Origin of the sequence: Pseudomonas sp. LAMO17WK12:I1, assembly GCF_900177315.1 — a bacterium.
Classification (GTDB): Bacteria; Pseudomonadota; Gammaproteobacteria; order Pseudomonadales; family Pseudomonadaceae; genus Aquipseudomonas; species Aquipseudomonas marginalis.
The window spans coordinates 17,186-34,942 of record NZ_FWZV01000012.1; the positions used below are offsets into that span (position 1 = coordinate 17,186).

Here is a 17,757-nt window from a genome sequence, read left to right on the forward strand (position 1 = left end):
GCAAGTGCCCGAAGTGAAGCGCGAGGCTGTCACAGGGTGGCTGTCTTTTCGCTGAACATGCTGCGGTTAAAAGTTGCCAGGCGTGGCAACTAATAAGTTGTCGACGAGTGACGCTTGGCCGGCAATTTAAAGTGCGGTGGGTGGGCGGCCGGTGAAAACCATGTGAAAAATTTGCGTGGCCTTGATCCTCAGCCGTTATTCTCGATTGCCAGCCATCCGATGAGTGTTCCCATGTTGCAGGTGCAAGGTGTCTTCAAAAGCTACGCCACCCCCCAGGGCCCGTTGGCGGTACTGGCGGGGGTCGACCTGCACCTGGGGGGGCGCAGCAGCCTGGCGTTGATGGGTGAGTCCGGCAGCGGCAAGAGCACCCTGCTGCACTTGGTTGCCGGGCTTGATCGGGTGGACGGCGGCAGCATCCAGGTAGGTGAGCAGCGCCTCGACCGGATGAGCGAGGCGCAACTGGCCCACTGGCGGCGTACCGAGATTGGCCTGGTGTTCCAGCAGTTCAACCTGATCGGCAGCTTGCGCGTCGACGACAACCTGGCGTTCCAGGCCCGCCTGGCGGGGCGTTTTGATCCGCAGTGGCAGGCGCAATTGGTCGAGCGCCTGGGCCTGGGGGACTTGCTCAAGCGTTACCCGGAACAACTCTCGGGCGGCCAGCAGCAACGGGTGGCGGTCGGGCGGGCGTTGGCCTCGCGCCCGGGTTTGCTGTTGGCCGACGAGCCCACCGGCAACCTCGACGAAGCCACCAGCGACGAGGTCCTGCAACTGCTGCTGGACCTGCTGCGCGACAGTCCCACCAGCTTGTTGATGGTCACTCACAGCCCACGCATCGCCGCCCGACTGGACCGGCAAGTGGTGCTGCATCATGGACAGGTCATGCCGACGTGAGGGTGTTTTACTGGACCTTGCGTGCCTTGCTCAGCCATTGGCGACGCCATCCGGTGCAGTTCTTCAGCGTGCTCACCGGCCTGTGGCTGGCCACCGCGCTGCTGACCGGGGTGCAGGCCCTCAACAGCCAGGCCCGCGACAGTTACGCGCGCGCCAGCCAATTGATCGGCGGCGAACCCCAGGCCAGCCTCAGTGCGCCGGACGCCGCCAGTTTCCCGCAAACGCTGTTTGCCCAACTGCGTCGTGCCGGGTGGCCGGTGTCGCCGGTGGTGCAGGGGCGGCTGCAACTCAAGGGGCATGAGGACGTGCGCCTGCAGTTGATGGGCATCGAACCACTGTCGTTGCCCGGCAGCGGCGCGGTGTCGGGGCAGCGCCTGAGCCAGGCGCAGATGCTGGCCTTCTTTGAACCGCCGGGGCGTACCTGGATTGCACCGCACACCTTGCAGGCCCTGGGACTGCGCGAGGGCCAGCAACCGCTCACGCTGAATGGGCAGCGCCTGCCGCCATTGCAAGTCCAGGCGGATATGGCGCCCGGCCTGTTGCTCACCGATATCGGGTTTGCCCAGGTGCTGCTGGAGATGCCCGGCCAGCTCTCGCGCCTGCTGGTGGACAAGGCCTTCGCCGCTCGCCATCCCACACCGCCCGCCGGGCTGCAGCTCAAGCAGGGCGAGGAGAATAACCTCGCGCGGCTGACCGAGAGCTTTCACCTGAACCTTGATGCATTGGGTTTCCTGTCGTTTGTGGTGGGGCTGTTTATCGTGCATGCGGCCATCGGCCTGGCCCTGGAGCAACGGCGCGGGTTGTTGCGCACCTTGCGCGCCTGCGGGGTGAGTGCGCGGATGTTGATCCTCGGCCTGGGGGTGGAGCTGGGGGCGTTGTCGCTGTTGGGGGGCGTGCTCGGCGTCGCCAGTGGTTACCTGCTGGCCAGCCTGTTGCTGCCGGATGTGGCCGCCAGCCTGCGTGGCTTGTATGGCGCCGAGGTGCCGGGCCAATTGAGCTTGAGTCCCTGGTGGTGGGCGGCAGGGTTGGGCTTGAGCCTGCTCGGCGCCTTGCTTGCCGGCGCCAGCAGCCTATGGCGCGCGGCGCGTTTGCCGTTGCTGGCGCTGGCCAACGCCCAGGCCTGGCATGAGGCCCATGGGCGCTGGTTGCGGCGCCAGGGCTGGGTCGCGGCTACGGCCTTGCTGATCGCGTTGTTGGCGTTATGGCTGGGCGACAGCCTGGCCGCCGGTTTTGTGTTGATGGCGGCCTTGCTGCTCGGCGCCGCCCTGGGCCTGCCGGTGCTGCTCAATGGCCCGTTGGAGGCGCTGCTGGGGCGCAGCCGTTCGGTACTCGGCCAGTGGTTCCTGGCTGACTGCCGCCAACAATTGCCGGCCCTGAGCCTGGCATTGATGGCGCTGCTGTTGGCCCTGGCCGCGAATATCGGCGCGGGCTCCATGACCTCGGGCTTTCGTCACACGTTCAATAACTGGCTGGAGCAACGCCTTACCGCCGAGCTGTACCTCAACCCGCAAACCCCGGCCCAGGCAGAGCAACTCAGCGCCTGGCTGGCGCAGCAACCGTTGGTGCAAACCGTGTTGCCCACCTGGCAGGTCGCGGTGCAATTGCAGGGTTGGCCAGCGGATCTGTTTGGCGTGGTCGACGACCCGACCTATCGCCAGCACTGGCCGTTGCTGGAAGCGGCGAGGGCGCCGTGGGACCAGTTGCAGCAAGGCGAGACCCTGATGCTCAGCGAACAGCTGGCGCGGCGGCTCGGCGTGAAGCTGGGTGATACGGTGAGCATTCCCACGCCCCAGGGGGTGTGGTCGCCCACAGTAGTGGGGGTGTATGCCGATTACGGCAACCCCAAGGGCCATATGCTGGTCAATTCCCGGCACCTGCTGGCCCACTGGCCGACACTGGCACCGGCGCGTTTCAACCTGCGGGTGCTGCCGCAGGACGTGGCGCCGCTGGTGGCTGAAGTGCAGCGCGCCTTTGCCCTGGAAGACAGCCGTATCGTCGATCAACAGCAACTCAAGGGCTGGTCGAGCCAGGTGTTCGAGCGCACCTTCGCCGCCACCGCCGCGCTCAACAGCCTGACCTTGGGCGTGGCCGGCGTAGCGCTGTTCATCAGCCTGCTGACCCAGAGCCAGAGCCGCCTCGGTCAACTCGCCCCGCTGTGGGCATTGGGGGTGACGCGCAGGCAATTGATGCTGCTGAACCTGGGGCAAACCTGGCTGCTGGCGGTGCTCACGCTGCTGCTGGCATTGCCCTTGGGCCTGTTGCTGGCGTGGTGCCTGGATGCGGTGATCAATGTGCAGGCCTTTGGCTGGCGGCTGCCGTTGCAAGTATTCCCGTGGCAGCTCGCACAATTGCTGGGGCTGGCGATGTTGGCCACGTTGTTGGCGTCGGCCTGGCCCCTATGGCAGCTGTACCGCAGCCGTCCGGCGGATTTGTTGAGGACGTTTGCCCATGAAGATTAGGGCGTTGATGTGTGCGTTATTACTGCTGGCGGCCTGCGACAAAGTCCCCGCGCCCCAGGAAAGCTTCGCCGGCCTGGGCAGTGACGCCGCCGACTTTGCCCAGGTGCTGCCCGGCAAGGTCTTCAGCTTTCCCGAGGACCATGGCTCCCACGATGGCTTTCGGATCGAGTGGTGGTACGTCACCGCCAACCTCAAGGACGCCCAAGGCAATGTGTTCGGCGTGCAATGGACGTTGTTTCGCAACGCCCTCAAGGCCGGGCCGACGCAGGCGGGCTGGCACGACTCGACCGTATGGCTCGGCCACGCCGCCGTCACCTCCGCCACCCGCCACTATGCCGCCGAACGCTTCGCCCGCGGTGGCGTCGGCCAGGCCGGGGCGCAGACTGCGCCGTTCAACGCCTGGATCGACGACTGGAATTTCGCCAGCCAGCCCGGCGCCGCGAGCGCCTTGGCGGACATGCAACTCAAGGCCAGCGGGGCGCAATTTGCCTACGACCTGCGCCTGACATCCAGCCGGCCATTGGTGTTGCAAGGCGACCATGGCTACAGCCGCAAATCCGATCAGGGCCAGGCGTCGTACTACTACAGCCAACCTTTTTTTACCGCCGAGGGCAGTGTCAGCATCGACGGCAAGACGTATCAGGTCAGCGGCCCCGCGTGGCTCGACCGCGAATGGAGCAGCCAACCGCTGACCGCCAGCCAGACCGGCTGGGACTGGTTCTCCCTGCACCTGGACCGTGGCGAGCAGTTGATGCTGTTTCGGGTGCGGCAAACCGACGGCGCGTCCTACCTGACCGGTACCTGGATCGACCGCGAAGGCCACACCCAGACCCTGCACAACGCCGACATCCAACTGGCACCGCTGGACACCACGGCGATCGACGGTCGCCAGATTCCCACACGCTGGTCGCTGAAAATTCCCGGCAAGCAGCTGGATATCAGCACCCAGGCCGTCAACCCCAAGGCCTGGATGAACCTGAGTATTCCGTACTGGGAAGGGCCGGTGCGGTTTGAGGGTGGGGTGGGGTACCTGGAGATGACCGGGTATTAGATGAAGAAATTTCCTACAAAAATACTGGACATGCATACAGTTGTTGGCTAGATTCCATCCCAGGTGACCGGATGTCACCTGACCTTCAGTTTTTAACTATGGATGGATAAAAAATGAAATCGAAAAAAGCCTTTATGCTCGGTGCGGCCATGGCGGCCACCTGCTTTGTCTCGGCCTTTGCCCTCGCTGAACAATACCCTCACCTGGCTGCGCAAGCGGCGCCTCCTGCGGTCAAGCAAGGCTTGAAAAGCGCTGCGAAGGTCAAGGCCAACAAGGCGACGGCTGCCCTCAAGCAGCAATTGCTGGCGGGTGCCCAGCAGAAGAAAACCCTGTTTGCCCCCAAGGCGAAGGCTGACTCGGTGGTGGAAGACAACACTGCGCCGGCCAGGGTGACCAAGCTGCAGAAAACCACGGCGCAGTCGGCGCCTGCCGTACAGGCTGCGCTGGTCCAGGGCTGTGAGCAGACGCTGGACATCAACTCGCTCTACACGATCGATGGCGTGCAAACCGGCGACCTGCTGTGCTACCACTTCAACCTGCCGCAGAAGGCGCGGATCAATGTTCTGCTGGTCAACCAGACCGCAGGCACCGACATGTCGTTGTCGCTGTTCCAGGACGACGGCCAGGGCAATCCGCTGCCCCTGGGCACCTCCAATAACCCCGGCACGGGCGATGAAAGCCTTGGCGGCGTGGTGCCGGCCGGCGATTACTACTGGTTCATGGAGGCCAACGCGGCGGTCCAGGGCTCGAGCTTTCAGTTCGGCGTGGCGGTCGATACCAACCTTGATGCGTTCGAACCCAATGACACCCCGGACACGGCCTTCCAACTGCCGGACACCCTCAACTACATCAACGGCAACGCCGACAGCCTGGATGATGTCGATTACTTCGATTTCACCGCCGTCCGTGGCCAGAGTGTGGGTATTGCGCTGACGGCCGATGCGACCAGTGGCAGCACGCGCAACAAGTGGATCCTCGAGCGTTTCGATGGCGCCCAGTGGGTCACCGTGGGGGCCAACGTCGTGTCGACCTCGATCCCGAGCCCGGGTGTCGGTGGCGTGGTCAAGGTACGTGTGCGGCCGAACCAGCACCCGAACGAGCCGTGGAGCGCGACCGGCAAGTACAACTTGTCGTTCGGTTCCAACCCGCGGGTCAACAGCCCGGATGTGAAGGGCGAGGCGAACGTGTTGCGCATTCCGTATTCGGCTTCCGACGTGGGCTACGGCTACATGACCACCCAAGCCTATCGCGACCTGACCTGGACCATGGGCCTGTCGGACAGCACCGGTGCACCGTTGGTGGGCCTGCACCCGATCGTCTATCTCGACCAGCGGATCGACCCGGCCAACGGCGATATCGTCTACAAGGCGTATTCGGCGGCGACCGACAGTGCGGGCCAAGCGGCGGGCACGATCAACGTGGGCACCTGCTTCGGTGATTTCCAGACCACCTTTGTCGATTACGCCCAGGGCTACAACAACACCTGGCGTACCGACTTCAACTACGGCGTGTGGCGCATGGAAGTACTGGAATACCCGGGTATCGGCGTCGGTGGTGACAACACCGAGTTCGTCAGCTTCGGCCACCTGTGCAAACAGACCTTGCTGAGCAGCACCAAGAGCTGAACATGAGTGACCCGTAGTACCCAGGGCATACAGGCCAGGCGCCTGTATGCCCTGTTTGCGTTATTGCGCCAACGCCAGCTTCAACGGCAAGCGCGCCATGCTCGTATTCTTCAATGAGCCCAGGTACAGCCAGTCGCCATATTCCCGGGCCGTGGTGATGGGCGAGTAATTGCCGGCGCTGCCATCCTGCAAATTGGCGATGACCTTGCCATCGGTATCCAGCCCCAGCACGAAGGCTTTGCGCTCAATGGGCTTGGGCACCACCATCAGCGCACGCACCATCACCTTGCGCAGCAAGGGGTAGCCGGCAAAGCTGTCCAGCAGCGGGTTGCGTGGTGAGTACAGCGCCACCCAGAAACGGTCCTGGCCGTTGAAACTGAGGTTGTCCGGCAGGCCGGGCAGGTTGTCGATAAACAAGTCGTGGTTGCCCGCACGTTCGCCCTTGAGCCAGTAGCGGCTGATGCGATACGCCCCGGTTTCATTGACCAGCAGGTAATTTTCATCGGGGCCGAGGGCCACGCCGTTGGCGAATTGCAGTTGGTCCAGCAACACCTCGGTGGTGCCGTTGCGAAAGTCATAGCGCAGCAGGCGACCATCGCCGCCATGCTCGATCACCGCCTCGCCATCCTGGCCATAACCCCAGCGGCTCGAAGCATCGCTGAAGTAGGCATAGCGCCCGCCGGCATCGATGGTTACGTCATTGGTAAAGCCAAAGGGGACGCCATTGGCGCTGGCGCTCAGGACGGTCAGTTGGCGCTGGGGATCCAGCGCGAGCAAGCCCCTGATCCCGTCGGCAATGATCAAGCGCCCGTCCGGGTGCAGTGCCATGCCCAGCGGCCGCCCACCGGTGTTGGCCAGTACTTCCAGGGTGGGGCTGTCGGGCGACGTGCGGATGATGCGGCCGTCATGCAGCCCGCTGATCAGAAGCCCCTGGGCATCGAGCAGCAAGGCCTCGGGGCCGGCGATGCCCTGGGCGCCGATTTTCTGCACAGCCTTGAGGCGCTGGTTGTCGGCATAGGCACCTTCCTTCATCGATGGCGCCTTGGGCGGAGCCCAGTTCACCGGTTGCACTTTGGTCGGCATCAACAGCAGGAAAGCGATCACCGCCAGCAGCAGCACAAACAGCAGATGACGCATTTTCTTTCGACGGGTACTCATGACGATTCCTGGTTGTCGTTGGGGTTCGGTTCCCAGTACAGGGTGCCGAACAGGTAATCCATCAGCGGGAGGACGATATTGAAATTGCGCCCCTGCATCAGCTCGCGGCGGTGATGCAGGGCGTGCAGTCGATGCATCTGGCGAATCCACGGCAGGCGCGCCAGCGGGTGGTCGGCGGGCAAGTGCTCGCAGGCGTGGAACACTTCGTAGAGCAGGTAACCGAGGATCATGCTCCCGGCGAACAGCCCGGCGACATTGGCGTTCAGGTGCTGGAGCAACCACCAGGCGGGGAGGGTGATGACCAGGCTGTGCAGCACGATCAGCCACGCCGGAAAGAGAATGACGCGCCAGTCTCGCGGGCTGTCGTAGGTCATGTGGCCGGGGGTAAAGAAGCTGTGGTGATCACCGGTGTGGCGCGCATAGAACAGGCGGGCCAAGGCGTGTTTGTGATGGCCGAGGTGGCGATGCACCAGGTAGATACAGAGGTTGAAGAACACCAGGGTCAGCGGCACGGTCAGCCACTCGAACGGCGTCACTCGGTGGGTGGAGGCCCCGGCCAGGCCGATGCAGCACACGCCATAGCCGAGCACAAAGCCGGCGTGCAGCCAGGGGTTGTAATGGGGGCTGACCTCGGCGCGGTAGCGGCTGCGAAACGTCTCGGTGGGGTGGACCATGGCGGGCTGCTCAGGTTTTTTTGTTGGAGACTGAGCTTAGTTGGTACACGGGAATCTGCGAGTTTTGCGCGCTGCGCCGGTGAAGGGATTCAGATCAACGGGTCCCAGCGCTGCGACCAGTCACTCTCGGCCTTGACCACTTCACGCAGCAGCCCCAGGGCCTGTTGCAACACCGCCGAATCCCGTGCCCGCGAGTACACCAGGAACGTCGGGAAGCTGAACTCCGGGGCCTTGGGCACGCGCTGCATCACGCCGCTGTCCAGGTAGCTCTGTACCACCCGCGTGCGGAAATAGCCGGCGCCGCCGTTCTCGAGGATGTACTGCAATGCCAGCGGCCCGAGGTTGAAACTCACCGCCGCGCGAGCCCTGTCGGGCAGGGCCGCGTCGTGCTGCTGGCGGAAACCCGGGCCCCAATCGATGTAGACGTACGGGGCCGGTTTGCTCGTCAATTGCACCAGGATCAGTTTTTCTTCCAGCACCTGCTCCACCTGCAACCCCGGCCAGTACTGCGGCTGGAACACCAGCGCCGCATCGAGTACGCCGAGCTCCAGCTGCCGCAGCAGGTATTCACCTTCACGCACTTCGGTGCGCAGGGCATGCCCGGGGATCTGTTCGCGCAGGGCCCGGGCCCAACCGAGCATCAGCGGGTTGCACAGGCTGACTTCACCGCCGATATGCAGCACATTGCGATAGCCATCGGGCAACGGCAGGTCGCGCCGCGCGGCTTCCCAGGTTTGCAGCAACTGGTTGGCGTACACCACAAACGCCTCGCCGTCGGCGGTCAGGCGTGCACCGGCGCGGTTGCGCACGAACAGCGTACTGCCCAGTTGGCTTTCCAGGTTTTTAACGCGGGCGGTGATGGCGGTCTGGGTGACGTGCAGTTTCTCGGCGGCGGCGGCCAGGCTGCCGCAGCGGGTGATTTCCAGGAAAGTGCGTGCCAGTTCGATGTCCATGAAGCCCCCGGGGATGAATGGGGGACATTGTAGAGGCAGGGGATTGGAATGCGGTCAGAAAATGTGGGAGGGGGCTTGCCCCCGAAGACGGCCTCTGGGACGACCAGGGTGTTCAAAAGGGATAGATTTATTTGGATTTGGCCAAGCGGTACTTGGGCATGAACTTCACGGCAGTATCGGCAGGCAGTAGCGCCCACCGGAAATAGTGCATGGAGCCTCGATAGATATTGTTGTTCATGTCGCCCAAGGTCAAACCGTCCTTGGGTTCTGCCCACAAATCCTGATCCACCACGAAGTAGCTCTGGCCAGCCTTGACGGACAAGTCAAACTGGCGCGTGGCTTCGTCCGTGAGGATTGAGGTTTTGTTGGAGCTGACGCGGTGCACGCCGGCTGGCAAGTCCACCTTGAAGTAGCCGCCGGTAGGCAGCCCCCCAAGGCTCTGGCCATCGACGTGGACTTCGGTGATGAATTGCGGGCTCATGAGGCGATACTCGCGCACGAAGTAAACGGTGGCCTTGTCGCTGGCTGTCTGGGCTGGCGTTGTGAAGTAAGGCTGACCCAGCAGTGGGTCGGTATGCGCGCAGCCTTGCAAGCAGGCAAGCGCCAAGAAAAGACCTGTCCATGTGAGTATTCTTGGCATTGCGTAAAACTCCTGAAAACGTTGAGGGCGCGAGAATAGCACTGAGTCAGGCGTCAACGCATTCCGCAGGCACAGTGGCTATTTGTCAGACCGGGGCCTGCAAGTGTCGGGTTGGAAATGCTCGCGCATACACCTGGCATACCCTCAATACCTGCTCATCGGCAAACCGCGCCGCCACCACATGCAACCCCACCGGCAAGCCATTCGCCGCCAAGCCGCACGGCACCGACGCCGCCGGCTGCTGGGTGAGGTTGAAGGGGTAGGTGAACGGTGTCCACTCGGTCCATTCCTGCATCCCGGAACCGGGCGGTACGTTGTGCCCGGCCTCGAACGCGGTGATCGGCATCATCGGCGAGACCAGCACGTCGTAATGCTCGTGGAACGCCGCCATACGGGCCACCAGCGCGGCGCGGGCTTCGAGGGCTGCGTTGAAGTCATCCAGGCTCAGTTGCTCGCCACGCTGGGCAATGCGCAGCAGCCCAGGGTCCAGCAGTTGTTTCTGTGCGTCGCTCATGGACCCGGTCAGGCGTGCCGCGCCCGCCGCCCACAAGGTGCTGAACACCTCCAGCGGGTCGCTGAAGCCAGGGTCGATCTGCTCGACATGGGCACCCAACTGCACCAGGCCCTCGACCGCCCGGGCGACCACCCTGGCCACCTGCGGGTCGACATCCACGTAGCCAAACGTGGGGCTGTAGGCCACGCGCAGGCCGTTCAAATCCGTGTGCGGCGTGAGCCATGGCGTGGTCCTCGGCGCGCCGATCAGGCCATCCCGCGTATCCTGCTGTGCCACGGCCTGCAGCATCAGCACGCTGTCTTCCACGGTACGGGTCATCGGCCCCAGGTGCGACAGGATGGTCATTGAACTGGCCGGCCATTGCGGTACATAGCCGAACGTCGGCTTGATGCCGAAGGTGCCGGTAAACGCGCAGGGGATGCGGATCGAGCCGCCGGCATCGCTGCCCTGGTGCAGCACGCCCAGGTTCAATGCAGCTGCCGCGCCCGCGCCGCCAGACGAGCCGCCCGCCGTGGTGCGGGTGTCCCACGGGTTGCGCGTGATGCCGTACAGCGGGTTATCGGTGACGCCTTTCCAGCCGAATTCCGGGGTGGTGGTCTTACCCAGCAGCACCGCGCCGGCCTTGCGCATAAAGGCCGGGAAGGGCGCGTCGACGTCCCACGGACCCTCGGCCGACGAGGTGCGCGAGCCCTTGCGGGTGGGCATGCCGAGCGTCAGTGTGAGGTCCTTGATCGAGGCGGGCACGCCATCCAGGGCACCGCAGGGTTCACCCTTCAACCAGCGTTGCTCCGACGCCCGCGCGGCGCGCAGCGCGCCCTCGGGGTCCACATGGCAGTAGGCGTTGACCACCGGGTTGTGGCGTTCGATGCGCAGCAATGCGTCCTCGGTGACGTCCACCGGCGACAGGGTCTTGTCGCGAAAATGCGCCAGCAGTTGTACCGCCGTCAGTTCACCTAGGTCACTCATGGCTGTTCCCCCTGTGCCGCGTTGACCATGGCGCGCAGCAACACGGCGCACCCGGCCGCAAGGTCATCCGGCGCGGCGTTTTCGATTTCGTTATGGCTGATGCCGCCTTCGCACGGCACAAAGATCATCCCGGCCGGGCCCAGCTCGGCGACGAAAATCGCGTCATGCCCGGCGCCGCTGACGATGTCCATATGGCTCAGGCCCAAGGCACCCGCCGCATCGCGCACGGCGTTGACGCAGGCCGGGTGGAAGTCCAGGGGCGGGAAGTCGGCGGTGGGCGTCAGTTCGAAGGTCAACCCGTGCCGGGCTGCTGTGGCTTCGATCACGCCACGTATTTCATCGACCATGGCCTGCAGCTTGTCGGCATGCAGGTGGCGCAGGTCGAGGGTCATGTGCACCTGGCCGGGAATCACATTGCGCGACCCCGGATGCAGGCTCAGGCAGCCGACCGTGCCGCAGGCGTGAGGTTGTTGCTGGTGGGCGATACGGTTGACCGCGCTGACCACCTCGGCGGCGCCCACCAGGGCGTCCTTGCGCAGGTGCATCGGCGTCGGGCCGGCGTGGGCTTCGACGCCGGTGAGGGTCAGGTCGAACCACTTCTGGCCCAGGCAGCCCATGACCACGCCGATGGTGGTGGCCTGGTCTTCCAGCACCGGGCCTTGCTCGATATGCGCTTCGAAATACGCGCCGACCGGGTGGCCTAACACCGCGCGCGAACCGGCATAGCCGATGCGCTGCAACTCGGCGCCCACCGACAGGCCTTGCTCGTCCTGCTTGTCGAGGGTGTCCTGCAGGTCGAACTTACCGGCAAATACCCCGGAGCCCATCATGCACGGAGGAAAGCGCGAGCCTTCTTCATTGGTCCATACCACCACTTCGATCGGCGCCTGGGTCTCGATCTTCAAGTCATTGAGGGTGCGGATCACTTCCAGCCCGGCCATCACCCCGTAGCAGCCGTCGAACTTGCCGCCGGTGGGTTGGGTGTCGATATGGCTGCCGGTCATCACCGGCGGCAGGGCCGGATTACGCCCAGGGCGGCGGGCGAAGATATTACCGATGGCGTCGACACTGACGCTGCACCCGGCGGCTTCGCACCACTGTACAAACAGGTCACGGGCCTGGCGGTCCAGGTCGGTGAGGGCCAGGCGGCACACGCCGCCCTTGACCGTGGCGCCCAGTTGCGCCAGGTCCATCAGCGATTGCCACAGGCGGTCGCGGTTGATCAGCGGGGCGTTGCCCTGGAGTGGTTGCGCAAAACTGTTCATCTGCATTCTCCCGTCAGGCGCTCAGCGCCAGGTAGCGGTTCTTGATGGTCGGGTCGGCGCGGAAGGCGGCGGCGCTGCCCTCGTAGACCACGCGGCCCTGTTCGAGGACGTAATGGCGGTCGGCGAGCTTGTCGCAGACCATCAGGTTCTGTTCCACCAGCAGCACCGGCAGGCCGTCGTCCTTGACTTTGCGCAGGATCTTCACCAGTTCGTCGACGATCACCGGGGCGAGGCCTTCGGTGGGTTCGTCGAGGATCAGCAACTTGGGGTCGTTGAGCAGGGCGCGGGCGATGGCGAGCATCTGTTGCTCGCCGCCGGAGAGTGCATGGCCGGCGTTCCTGCGCCGCTCCTTGAGGCGCGGGAACATGCCGTACACGTCTTCGAGCTGCCAGCGGCTGGTCTTGCGCACGGCGATGCGCAGGTTTTCCTCGACGGTCAGCAGGCGGAAGATCCCGCGATTTTCCGGCACCAGCGCCAGGCCCTGGCGCGCGATTTCAAAGATTTTCTGCCCCACCAGCGCCTGGCCGTTGAAGTGGATCTGGCCCTGGCGCGGGCAGATGATGCCGAGGATGCTGCGCAGGGTGGTGGTCTTGCCCGCGCCATTGCGCCCGAGCAGGGTCACCAGTTCGCCGGGGTTGACCCTCAGCGACACGCCTTCGAGCACGTGGCTCTTGTCATAGTAGGAATGGATATTCTCGACGATCAGCATCAGGCAGCCTCCCCAAGATAAGCACTGCGCACGCGTTCATCGGCACGCACGAACTCCGGCGTGCCTTCCACCAGGATCTGCCCGTGGCTCATCACCGTGATGCGCTGGCTGATGGACATGACGATGCTCATGTTGTGTTCGATCAACAGCACCGTGTGGTCGCGGCCGAGGTCGCTGATCAACTGGGTCATGATCGGGATGTCATCGATGCCCATGCCCGAGGTGGGCTCGTCGAGCATCAACAGTTTGGGCTTGGAGCAGATCGACATGCCCACCTCCAGCACCCGTTGCTGGCCGTGGGACAACTCGCCGGCCAGGGTCTCGGCGCGGGCGCTGAGTTGCAGGCGTTCGAGCACCTGGTCGGCCATCTCCAGGTGTTCGCGCTTGCTGTCCACGCGGCGCCAGAAGTTCAATGCACGTGCACCGTCGCGGCCCTGGGCGGCGAGTCGCAGGTTTTCGCGCACGCTGAGGTTCTGGAACAGGCTGGTGAGCTGGAACGAGCGCGCCATGCCCAGGCCGACGCGGCCGTGGGCCGGCTTGCGCATCAGGTTCCTGCCGTCGAAATGAATCGCTCCGGCCGTGGCCTGGCGTTCACCGGTCAGGCAGTGGAACAGGCTGGTCTTGCCCGCGCCGTTGGGGCCGATGATGGTGTGGATGGTGCCGGCTTCGACCTTGAGGTTCACGCCATTCACTGCACGGAACGCGCCATAGGCCAGTTCCAGGTCCTGGGTTTCCAACAGGATGCTCATAGCCCTTCCTCCTTGGCGACGACGGCAGCCTTGCGACGGCCGCGCACGCGCTCGAACAACGCGGCCAGGCCGCCCCACAAACCGCCGCGCATGAAGATCACCACCAGGATCAGGATCACCCCCAGCAGCATCAGCCAACGGGGCCACAGGTCGGAGAGAAAATCCCCCAGCAGCACGATGGACCCGGCGCCCAGCAACGAACCGAACAGCGAGCCGGTGCCGCCGATAATGGTCATGATCAGGATGTTCTCGGACATCGCCAGGTCGATATTCGACAGCGGCACAAAGTGCAGCAGCATGGCGTACAGCGCCCCGGCAATCCCGGTGACTGCGCCGGACAGCACGAACACCAGGATCTTGAAATGCCGCGTGTCGTAGCCGATGGCCGAGGCGCGGGTTTCGTTTTCGCGGATCGCCATCAGCGTGCTGCCGAACGGCGAGGCGATCACCCGGCGTGCGCCGATAAAGATCAACAGGAACAGCACCGCGACAAAGCCATAGAACGCACGGGCGTCGGCCAGGGACAGCAGCACGGTATCGCCGATGCGGATTTCCGGGCGTGGCACGCTGAGCAGGCCGTTGTCGCCACCGGTCCAGTCGCTGAGGGTGTAGGCGACAAAGTACGCCATCTGGCTGAAGGCCAACGTAAGCATCACGAAGTAGATGCCGGTGCGCCGGATTGCCAGGGCACCCACCAGCAAGGCCAGGAAACCACCGGCGATGGCGGCGCCCAGCAGCGCGGTGAACAGGCCCAGTTGCAGGTGGATCATCAGCAGCGCCGCGCAGTAGGCACCGGCACCAAAGAAGATGCCTTGGCCGAATGACAGCAGACCGGTGTAGCCAAGCAACAGGTTGCAGGCCAGGGCCGCCATGGCAAAGATCAGGATCTCGCTGGCCAGGGTCGCCGAGGGCAATAGCACGGGCAGGCCGATCAGCACCGCCACGACCCACAGCAACATGGCGCGCGATTGGGTTTTGGCAAACGGCAGGGGATTTTTCTCGCTCATGTCAGGCTCTCCCAAACAGGCCGTAAGGCCGCACCAGAATCACCACGGCCATGGCGCCGTAGATCATCAGGCTCGCGCCTTGGGGCCAGAGTGTGGTCATCAGGCTTTGCACCACGCCGACCAGCAAACCGCCGACCAACGCACCGCTGAACGAGCCCATGCCGCCGATCACCACCACCACGAAGGCGATGCCGAGAATCTCCGGGCCAACGAACGGCTGCGCACCGCGCAACGGCGCGAACAGCACCCCGGCCATGCCGGCCAGGGCCACGCCGAGGGCGAAGGTCATGGAGAACAGGCGGAAGATATTCGTGCCGAGCAGCGACACGGTCTCGGTGCTTTCACTGCCGGCGCGCACCAGGGCGCCGAAGCGCGTGCGCTCCAGCAGCAGCCACAGGCCCAGGCCCACCAGCCCGGAAAACACGATGAGGAACAGGCGGTAGTAGGGGTAGACGAAATCACCCACCACCAGCACGCCGCGCAGCAGTTCCGGCACGGCGACGCTTTTGCCCACCGGGCCCCAGATCATCACGCTGGCTTCCTGGATGATCAGCGCGATGCCCAGGGTGACCAGGATCTGGAACATGTGCGGCAAGTGATAGATCCGCTGGATCAACAGCCGCTCGATCACCCAGGCCAATACGGCCACCACCAGCGGCGCAATCAGCAGCGCCAGCCAGAAGTTGCCGGTGAGGCTCACGGCGGTGTAGCAGATGTAGGCGCCCAGCAGGAAGAACGCGCCGTGGGCGAAGTTGACGAAGTTGAGCAGGCCGAAAATGATCGTCAGCCCGACCGCGATCAGGAAGTAGATCATTCCCAATCCAAGGCCGTTGAGTATCTGGAACAGGTAAAGATTAAGCATGCAGAAACCCTCGAACAGGTGGCCGCCGGGGCGGCCCTGCCGTGTACAACGGTGGTGTTTTAGCGGATCAGGCGAGCGTGCAGCCCGTGGCTTCCACCGGCGGGAATGACTGGCCGGCGCTGAGCACCTTGGCCAGGTCATCCTTGTCGGCCATCTCGCCGGCGGCCTTGCCGACCAGCAGGTAGTAGTCCTTGATCACCTGGTGGTCGCCGGCGCGGATCGACTCCTTGCCGGTGGGGCCTTCGAAACTCAGGCCCTGCATGGCCTTGGCCACGGTCGGCCCGTCGAAGCTGCCGGTGGCGATGATGGTGTCGAGCATGACTTTGGTGCTGATGTAGTCGGCGGCCAGCGGGTAGGTGGGGTTGATGCCGTACTTGGCCTGGGTCAGCTTGACCAGCTCGCGGTTGAGCGGGGTGTCGACCTGATGCCAGTACTGCGCGCCGAGGTACACGCCGTCGAGGATATCGCTGCCCAGTTCCTGGAACTGGTCGAGGCCGGCGGACCACACCAGCAGCACTTTCATGCGTTCCTTGATGCCGAAGTTCACCGCCTGGCGCAGGGTGTTGGACGACTGGCTGCCAAAGTTGAGCAACACCAGCACATCCGGCTTGGTGGAAATGGCATTGGTCAGGTAGCCGGAGAATTCCTGCTCCTGCAGCGAGTGGTAGCTGTTGCCGACATGCTCCAGGCCATGTTCCTTGAGCACGTTTCTGGCGCCTTCGAGCAGCGCTTCGCCGAACACATATTGCGGCGTGATGGTGTACCAGCGCTTGGCATCCGGCAGCAGCTTGATCAGCGGCACCATGGTTTCGCGGATCGCGCCGTAGGTGGGCACCGACCAGCGAAACGTGGCGTGGTTGCAGTCTTTGCCGGTGACTTCATCGGCACCCACCGGGGTCATGAATACACCGCCAACCTTGTCGACTTCCTTGGCCACCGCGAGTGCCGACGACGACAGCGTACAGCCCTGGAAGAACCGCGCGCCGTCCTGCTGGATCGCCTCCTGCACCTTGCGCACGGCCTTGCCGGCGTTGCCCTCGGTGTCGATGACCTTGTAGTTCAAGGGGCGGCCCAGCAGCTCGGTGTGTTGTGCCACCGCCAGGCGCGAACCCATGTCGGCAAACTTGCCATAGCTGGCAAAGGCGCCGGACATGGACTTGAGGCCGTAAAAGGTAAAGGGCTCGGCGGCGAATGCGGACCGTACGCTCAGCGGAAGACTGAGGGCGGCGGCCGCGGTAAGACTGGCTTTCAATAACGTACGACGCTGCATGGGGTGACTCCCTGGTTTAGTTATTGGCAGGAGTAGCAAGGGCGATACGGTGGAGCAGGGCCTGTGGGCAGGCCTGTTATTGGGGTAACGCAGTGAATGCAGTCAACTGTGGGCGGGGTGTTTTCAGTGGTTGTGGTCGAACTCCAGTAGAAAGTGCGGGCTGACCTGGCCTTCCAGCGCGGTCATATGGTGTTCGGCGTCGCACATATGTTCATGCATCAGGCTGCGTACCGCGCCTTCATCCCCGGCGCGAAAGGCGTTCAGCAGTTGCTTGTGATAGTCGAGGTTGGCCGCGTCGAACTGCTTGCGCTTGGGCTTGTAGGCTTTTTTCAGTACCACCAGGTCGCGCAGCAGGTCGTTGAGAAATTGCGCCATAAAGCTCAGCAACGGGTTGGGGCAGGCCTTGGCCAGCAGGTTGTGGAACTCCAGTTCCGCCAGGCGTTGCTCGCGCTGGCCGGCTTCGCTGTCTTCGGGGGCGCTGCAGAAATCCACGTTGTCCTGCAATGCCCGGTAGTCGTCCTCACTCAGGCGCCCGAGCACCGACACCGCCAGTTCCACTTCGATGACCTTGCGCAACTGGTACACCTGCTCGCCGTCCAGGTGCTGGAAGTGCAGGTAGTTACGCAGCGCGCGGCTGGCGGGCTCCGTGCCGGCCTGGTTCAGGTAGGCACCGCCGCTGGGGCCGGTGCGCGTACTCACCAGCCCCTCGACCTCCAGGGCCTTGAGCGCTTCACGGGCCGAGCCCTTGGAGCACTGGAAGCTCTCCATCAGCTCACGCTCGGTGGGCAGGCGGTCGCCGGGCTTCAAGGCATCGGTGACGATGGAGCGCTTGACCGACTCGACAATCACGTCGGACAGCTTCTGGCGTTTGCGGCGTAGCGGGCGAGTCAGCATGGGTTCGATTTATCGTATTAATGCGGATAAATAGCACTTAATAACGATTGCGACGGAGCGTCAACGCAGG

At 64.0% G+C, this 17,757-nt stretch carries 16 protein-coding genes; 4 read left to right on the forward strand and 12 right to left on the reverse strand.

The window, feature by feature from the left end; translation table 11 throughout:
- The first annotated feature begins 231 nt into the window (after nt 1-231).
- From B9N88_RS22165 to B9N88_RS22180, 4 genes are all read left to right on the forward strand, one after another.
- Nucleotides 232-891 carry an ABC transporter ATP-binding protein gene (locus B9N88_RS22165; RefSeq protein WP_027606153.1) on the forward strand — a complete coding sequence of 220 codons (660 nt, stop codon included), beginning with the start codon at nt 232-234 and terminating at the stop codon, nt 889-891.
- A complete protein-coding gene (locus B9N88_RS22170; protein ID WP_027606154.1) occupies nt 888-3,350 on the forward strand; it encodes an ABC transporter permease in 2,463 nt (820 codons plus the stop codon). Before B9N88_RS22165 ends, B9N88_RS22170 begins: the two co-directional genes overlap by 4 nt.
- Entirely contained in the window at nt 3,340-4,401 is a 1,062-nt protein-coding gene (locus B9N88_RS22175; protein ID WP_027606155.1) for a lipocalin-like domain-containing protein, read from the forward strand. Before B9N88_RS22170 ends, B9N88_RS22175 begins: the two co-directional genes overlap by 11 nt.
- Nucleotides 4,402-4,514: 113 nt before the next feature.
- Nucleotides 4,515-6,026: a hypothetical protein gene (locus B9N88_RS22180; protein ID WP_027606156.1), complete on the forward strand. Its 1,512-nt coding sequence runs from the start codon at nt 4,515-4,517 to the stop codon at nt 6,024-6,026.
- Nucleotides 6,027-6,086: 60 nt separating this feature from the next.
- Here B9N88_RS22180 and B9N88_RS22185 read toward each other — a convergent pair whose 3' ends face one another.
- The 12 genes from B9N88_RS22185 to B9N88_RS22240 all read right to left on the reverse strand — a co-directional run bounded on the left by B9N88_RS22185 (nt 6,087) and on the right by B9N88_RS22240 (nt 17,687).
- Nucleotides 6,087-7,184, reverse strand: coding sequence for an SMP-30/gluconolactonase/LRE family protein (locus B9N88_RS22185; protein ID WP_027606157.1), 1,098 nt, complete (start codon nt 7,182-7,184; stop codon nt 6,087-6,089).
- Nucleotides 7,181-7,858 (reverse strand): sterol desaturase family protein, encoded by a 678-nt coding sequence (locus B9N88_RS22190; protein WP_027606158.1) that lies wholly within the window; start codon nt 7,856-7,858, stop codon nt 7,181-7,183. The genes B9N88_RS22185 and B9N88_RS22190 overlap by 4 nt, the downstream gene beginning before the upstream one ends.
- An 89-nt stretch (nt 7,859-7,947) precedes the next feature.
- Complete coding sequence (locus tag B9N88_RS22195; protein ID WP_027606159.1) at nt 7,948-8,811, reverse strand: LysR family transcriptional regulator; 864 nt, start codon at nt 8,809-8,811, stop codon at nt 7,948-7,950.
- A 127-nt stretch (nt 8,812-8,938) separates the two neighbouring features.
- Complete coding sequence (locus B9N88_RS22200) at nt 8,939-9,418, reverse strand: DUF2846 domain-containing protein (RefSeq protein ID WP_051429361.1); 480 nt, start codon at nt 9,416-9,418, stop codon at nt 8,939-8,941.
- Nucleotides 9,419-9,536: 118 nt separating this feature from the next.
- On the reverse strand, nt 9,537-10,931 hold the full coding sequence (locus B9N88_RS22205) for an amidase (RefSeq protein WP_027606161.1): 1,395 nt from the start codon (nt 10,929-10,931) through the stop codon (nt 9,537-9,539).
- Nucleotides 10,928-12,196, reverse strand: a complete 1,269-nt coding sequence (locus tag B9N88_RS22210; protein ID WP_027606162.1) for a Zn-dependent hydrolase — start codon at nt 12,194-12,196, stop codon at nt 10,928-10,930. Before B9N88_RS22210 ends, B9N88_RS22205 begins: the two co-directional genes overlap by 4 nt.
- A gap of 13 nt (nt 12,197-12,209) precedes the next feature.
- Nucleotides 12,210-12,905: an ABC transporter ATP-binding protein gene (locus B9N88_RS22215; protein WP_027606163.1), complete on the reverse strand. Its 696-nt coding sequence runs from the start codon at nt 12,903-12,905 to the stop codon at nt 12,210-12,212.
- Nucleotides 12,905-13,654 carry an ABC transporter ATP-binding protein gene (locus B9N88_RS22220; RefSeq protein ID WP_027606164.1) on the reverse strand — a complete coding sequence of 250 codons (750 nt, stop codon included), beginning with the start codon at nt 13,652-13,654 and terminating at the stop codon, nt 12,905-12,907. Before B9N88_RS22220 ends, B9N88_RS22215 begins: the two co-directional genes overlap by 1 nt.
- Nucleotides 13,651-14,661 (reverse strand): branched-chain amino acid ABC transporter permease, encoded by a 1,011-nt coding sequence (locus B9N88_RS22225; RefSeq protein WP_027606165.1) that lies wholly within the window; start codon nt 14,659-14,661, stop codon nt 13,651-13,653. The genes B9N88_RS22220 and B9N88_RS22225 overlap by 4 nt, the downstream gene beginning before the upstream one ends.
- Before the next feature lies 1 nt (nt 14,662).
- Nucleotides 14,663-15,523, reverse strand: coding sequence for a branched-chain amino acid ABC transporter permease (locus B9N88_RS22230; RefSeq protein WP_027606166.1), 861 nt, complete (start codon nt 15,521-15,523; stop codon nt 14,663-14,665).
- A gap of 67 nt (nt 15,524-15,590) precedes the next feature.
- Nucleotides 15,591-16,793: an ABC transporter substrate-binding protein gene (locus B9N88_RS22235; RefSeq protein WP_027606167.1), complete on the reverse strand. Its 1,203-nt coding sequence runs from the start codon at nt 16,791-16,793 to the stop codon at nt 15,591-15,593.
- A 123-nt stretch (nt 16,794-16,916) separates the two neighbouring features.
- Entirely contained in the window at nt 16,917-17,687 is a 771-nt protein-coding gene (locus tag B9N88_RS22240; protein WP_027606168.1) for a FadR/GntR family transcriptional regulator, read from the reverse strand.
- Nucleotides 17,688-17,757: the final 70 nt, after the last annotated feature.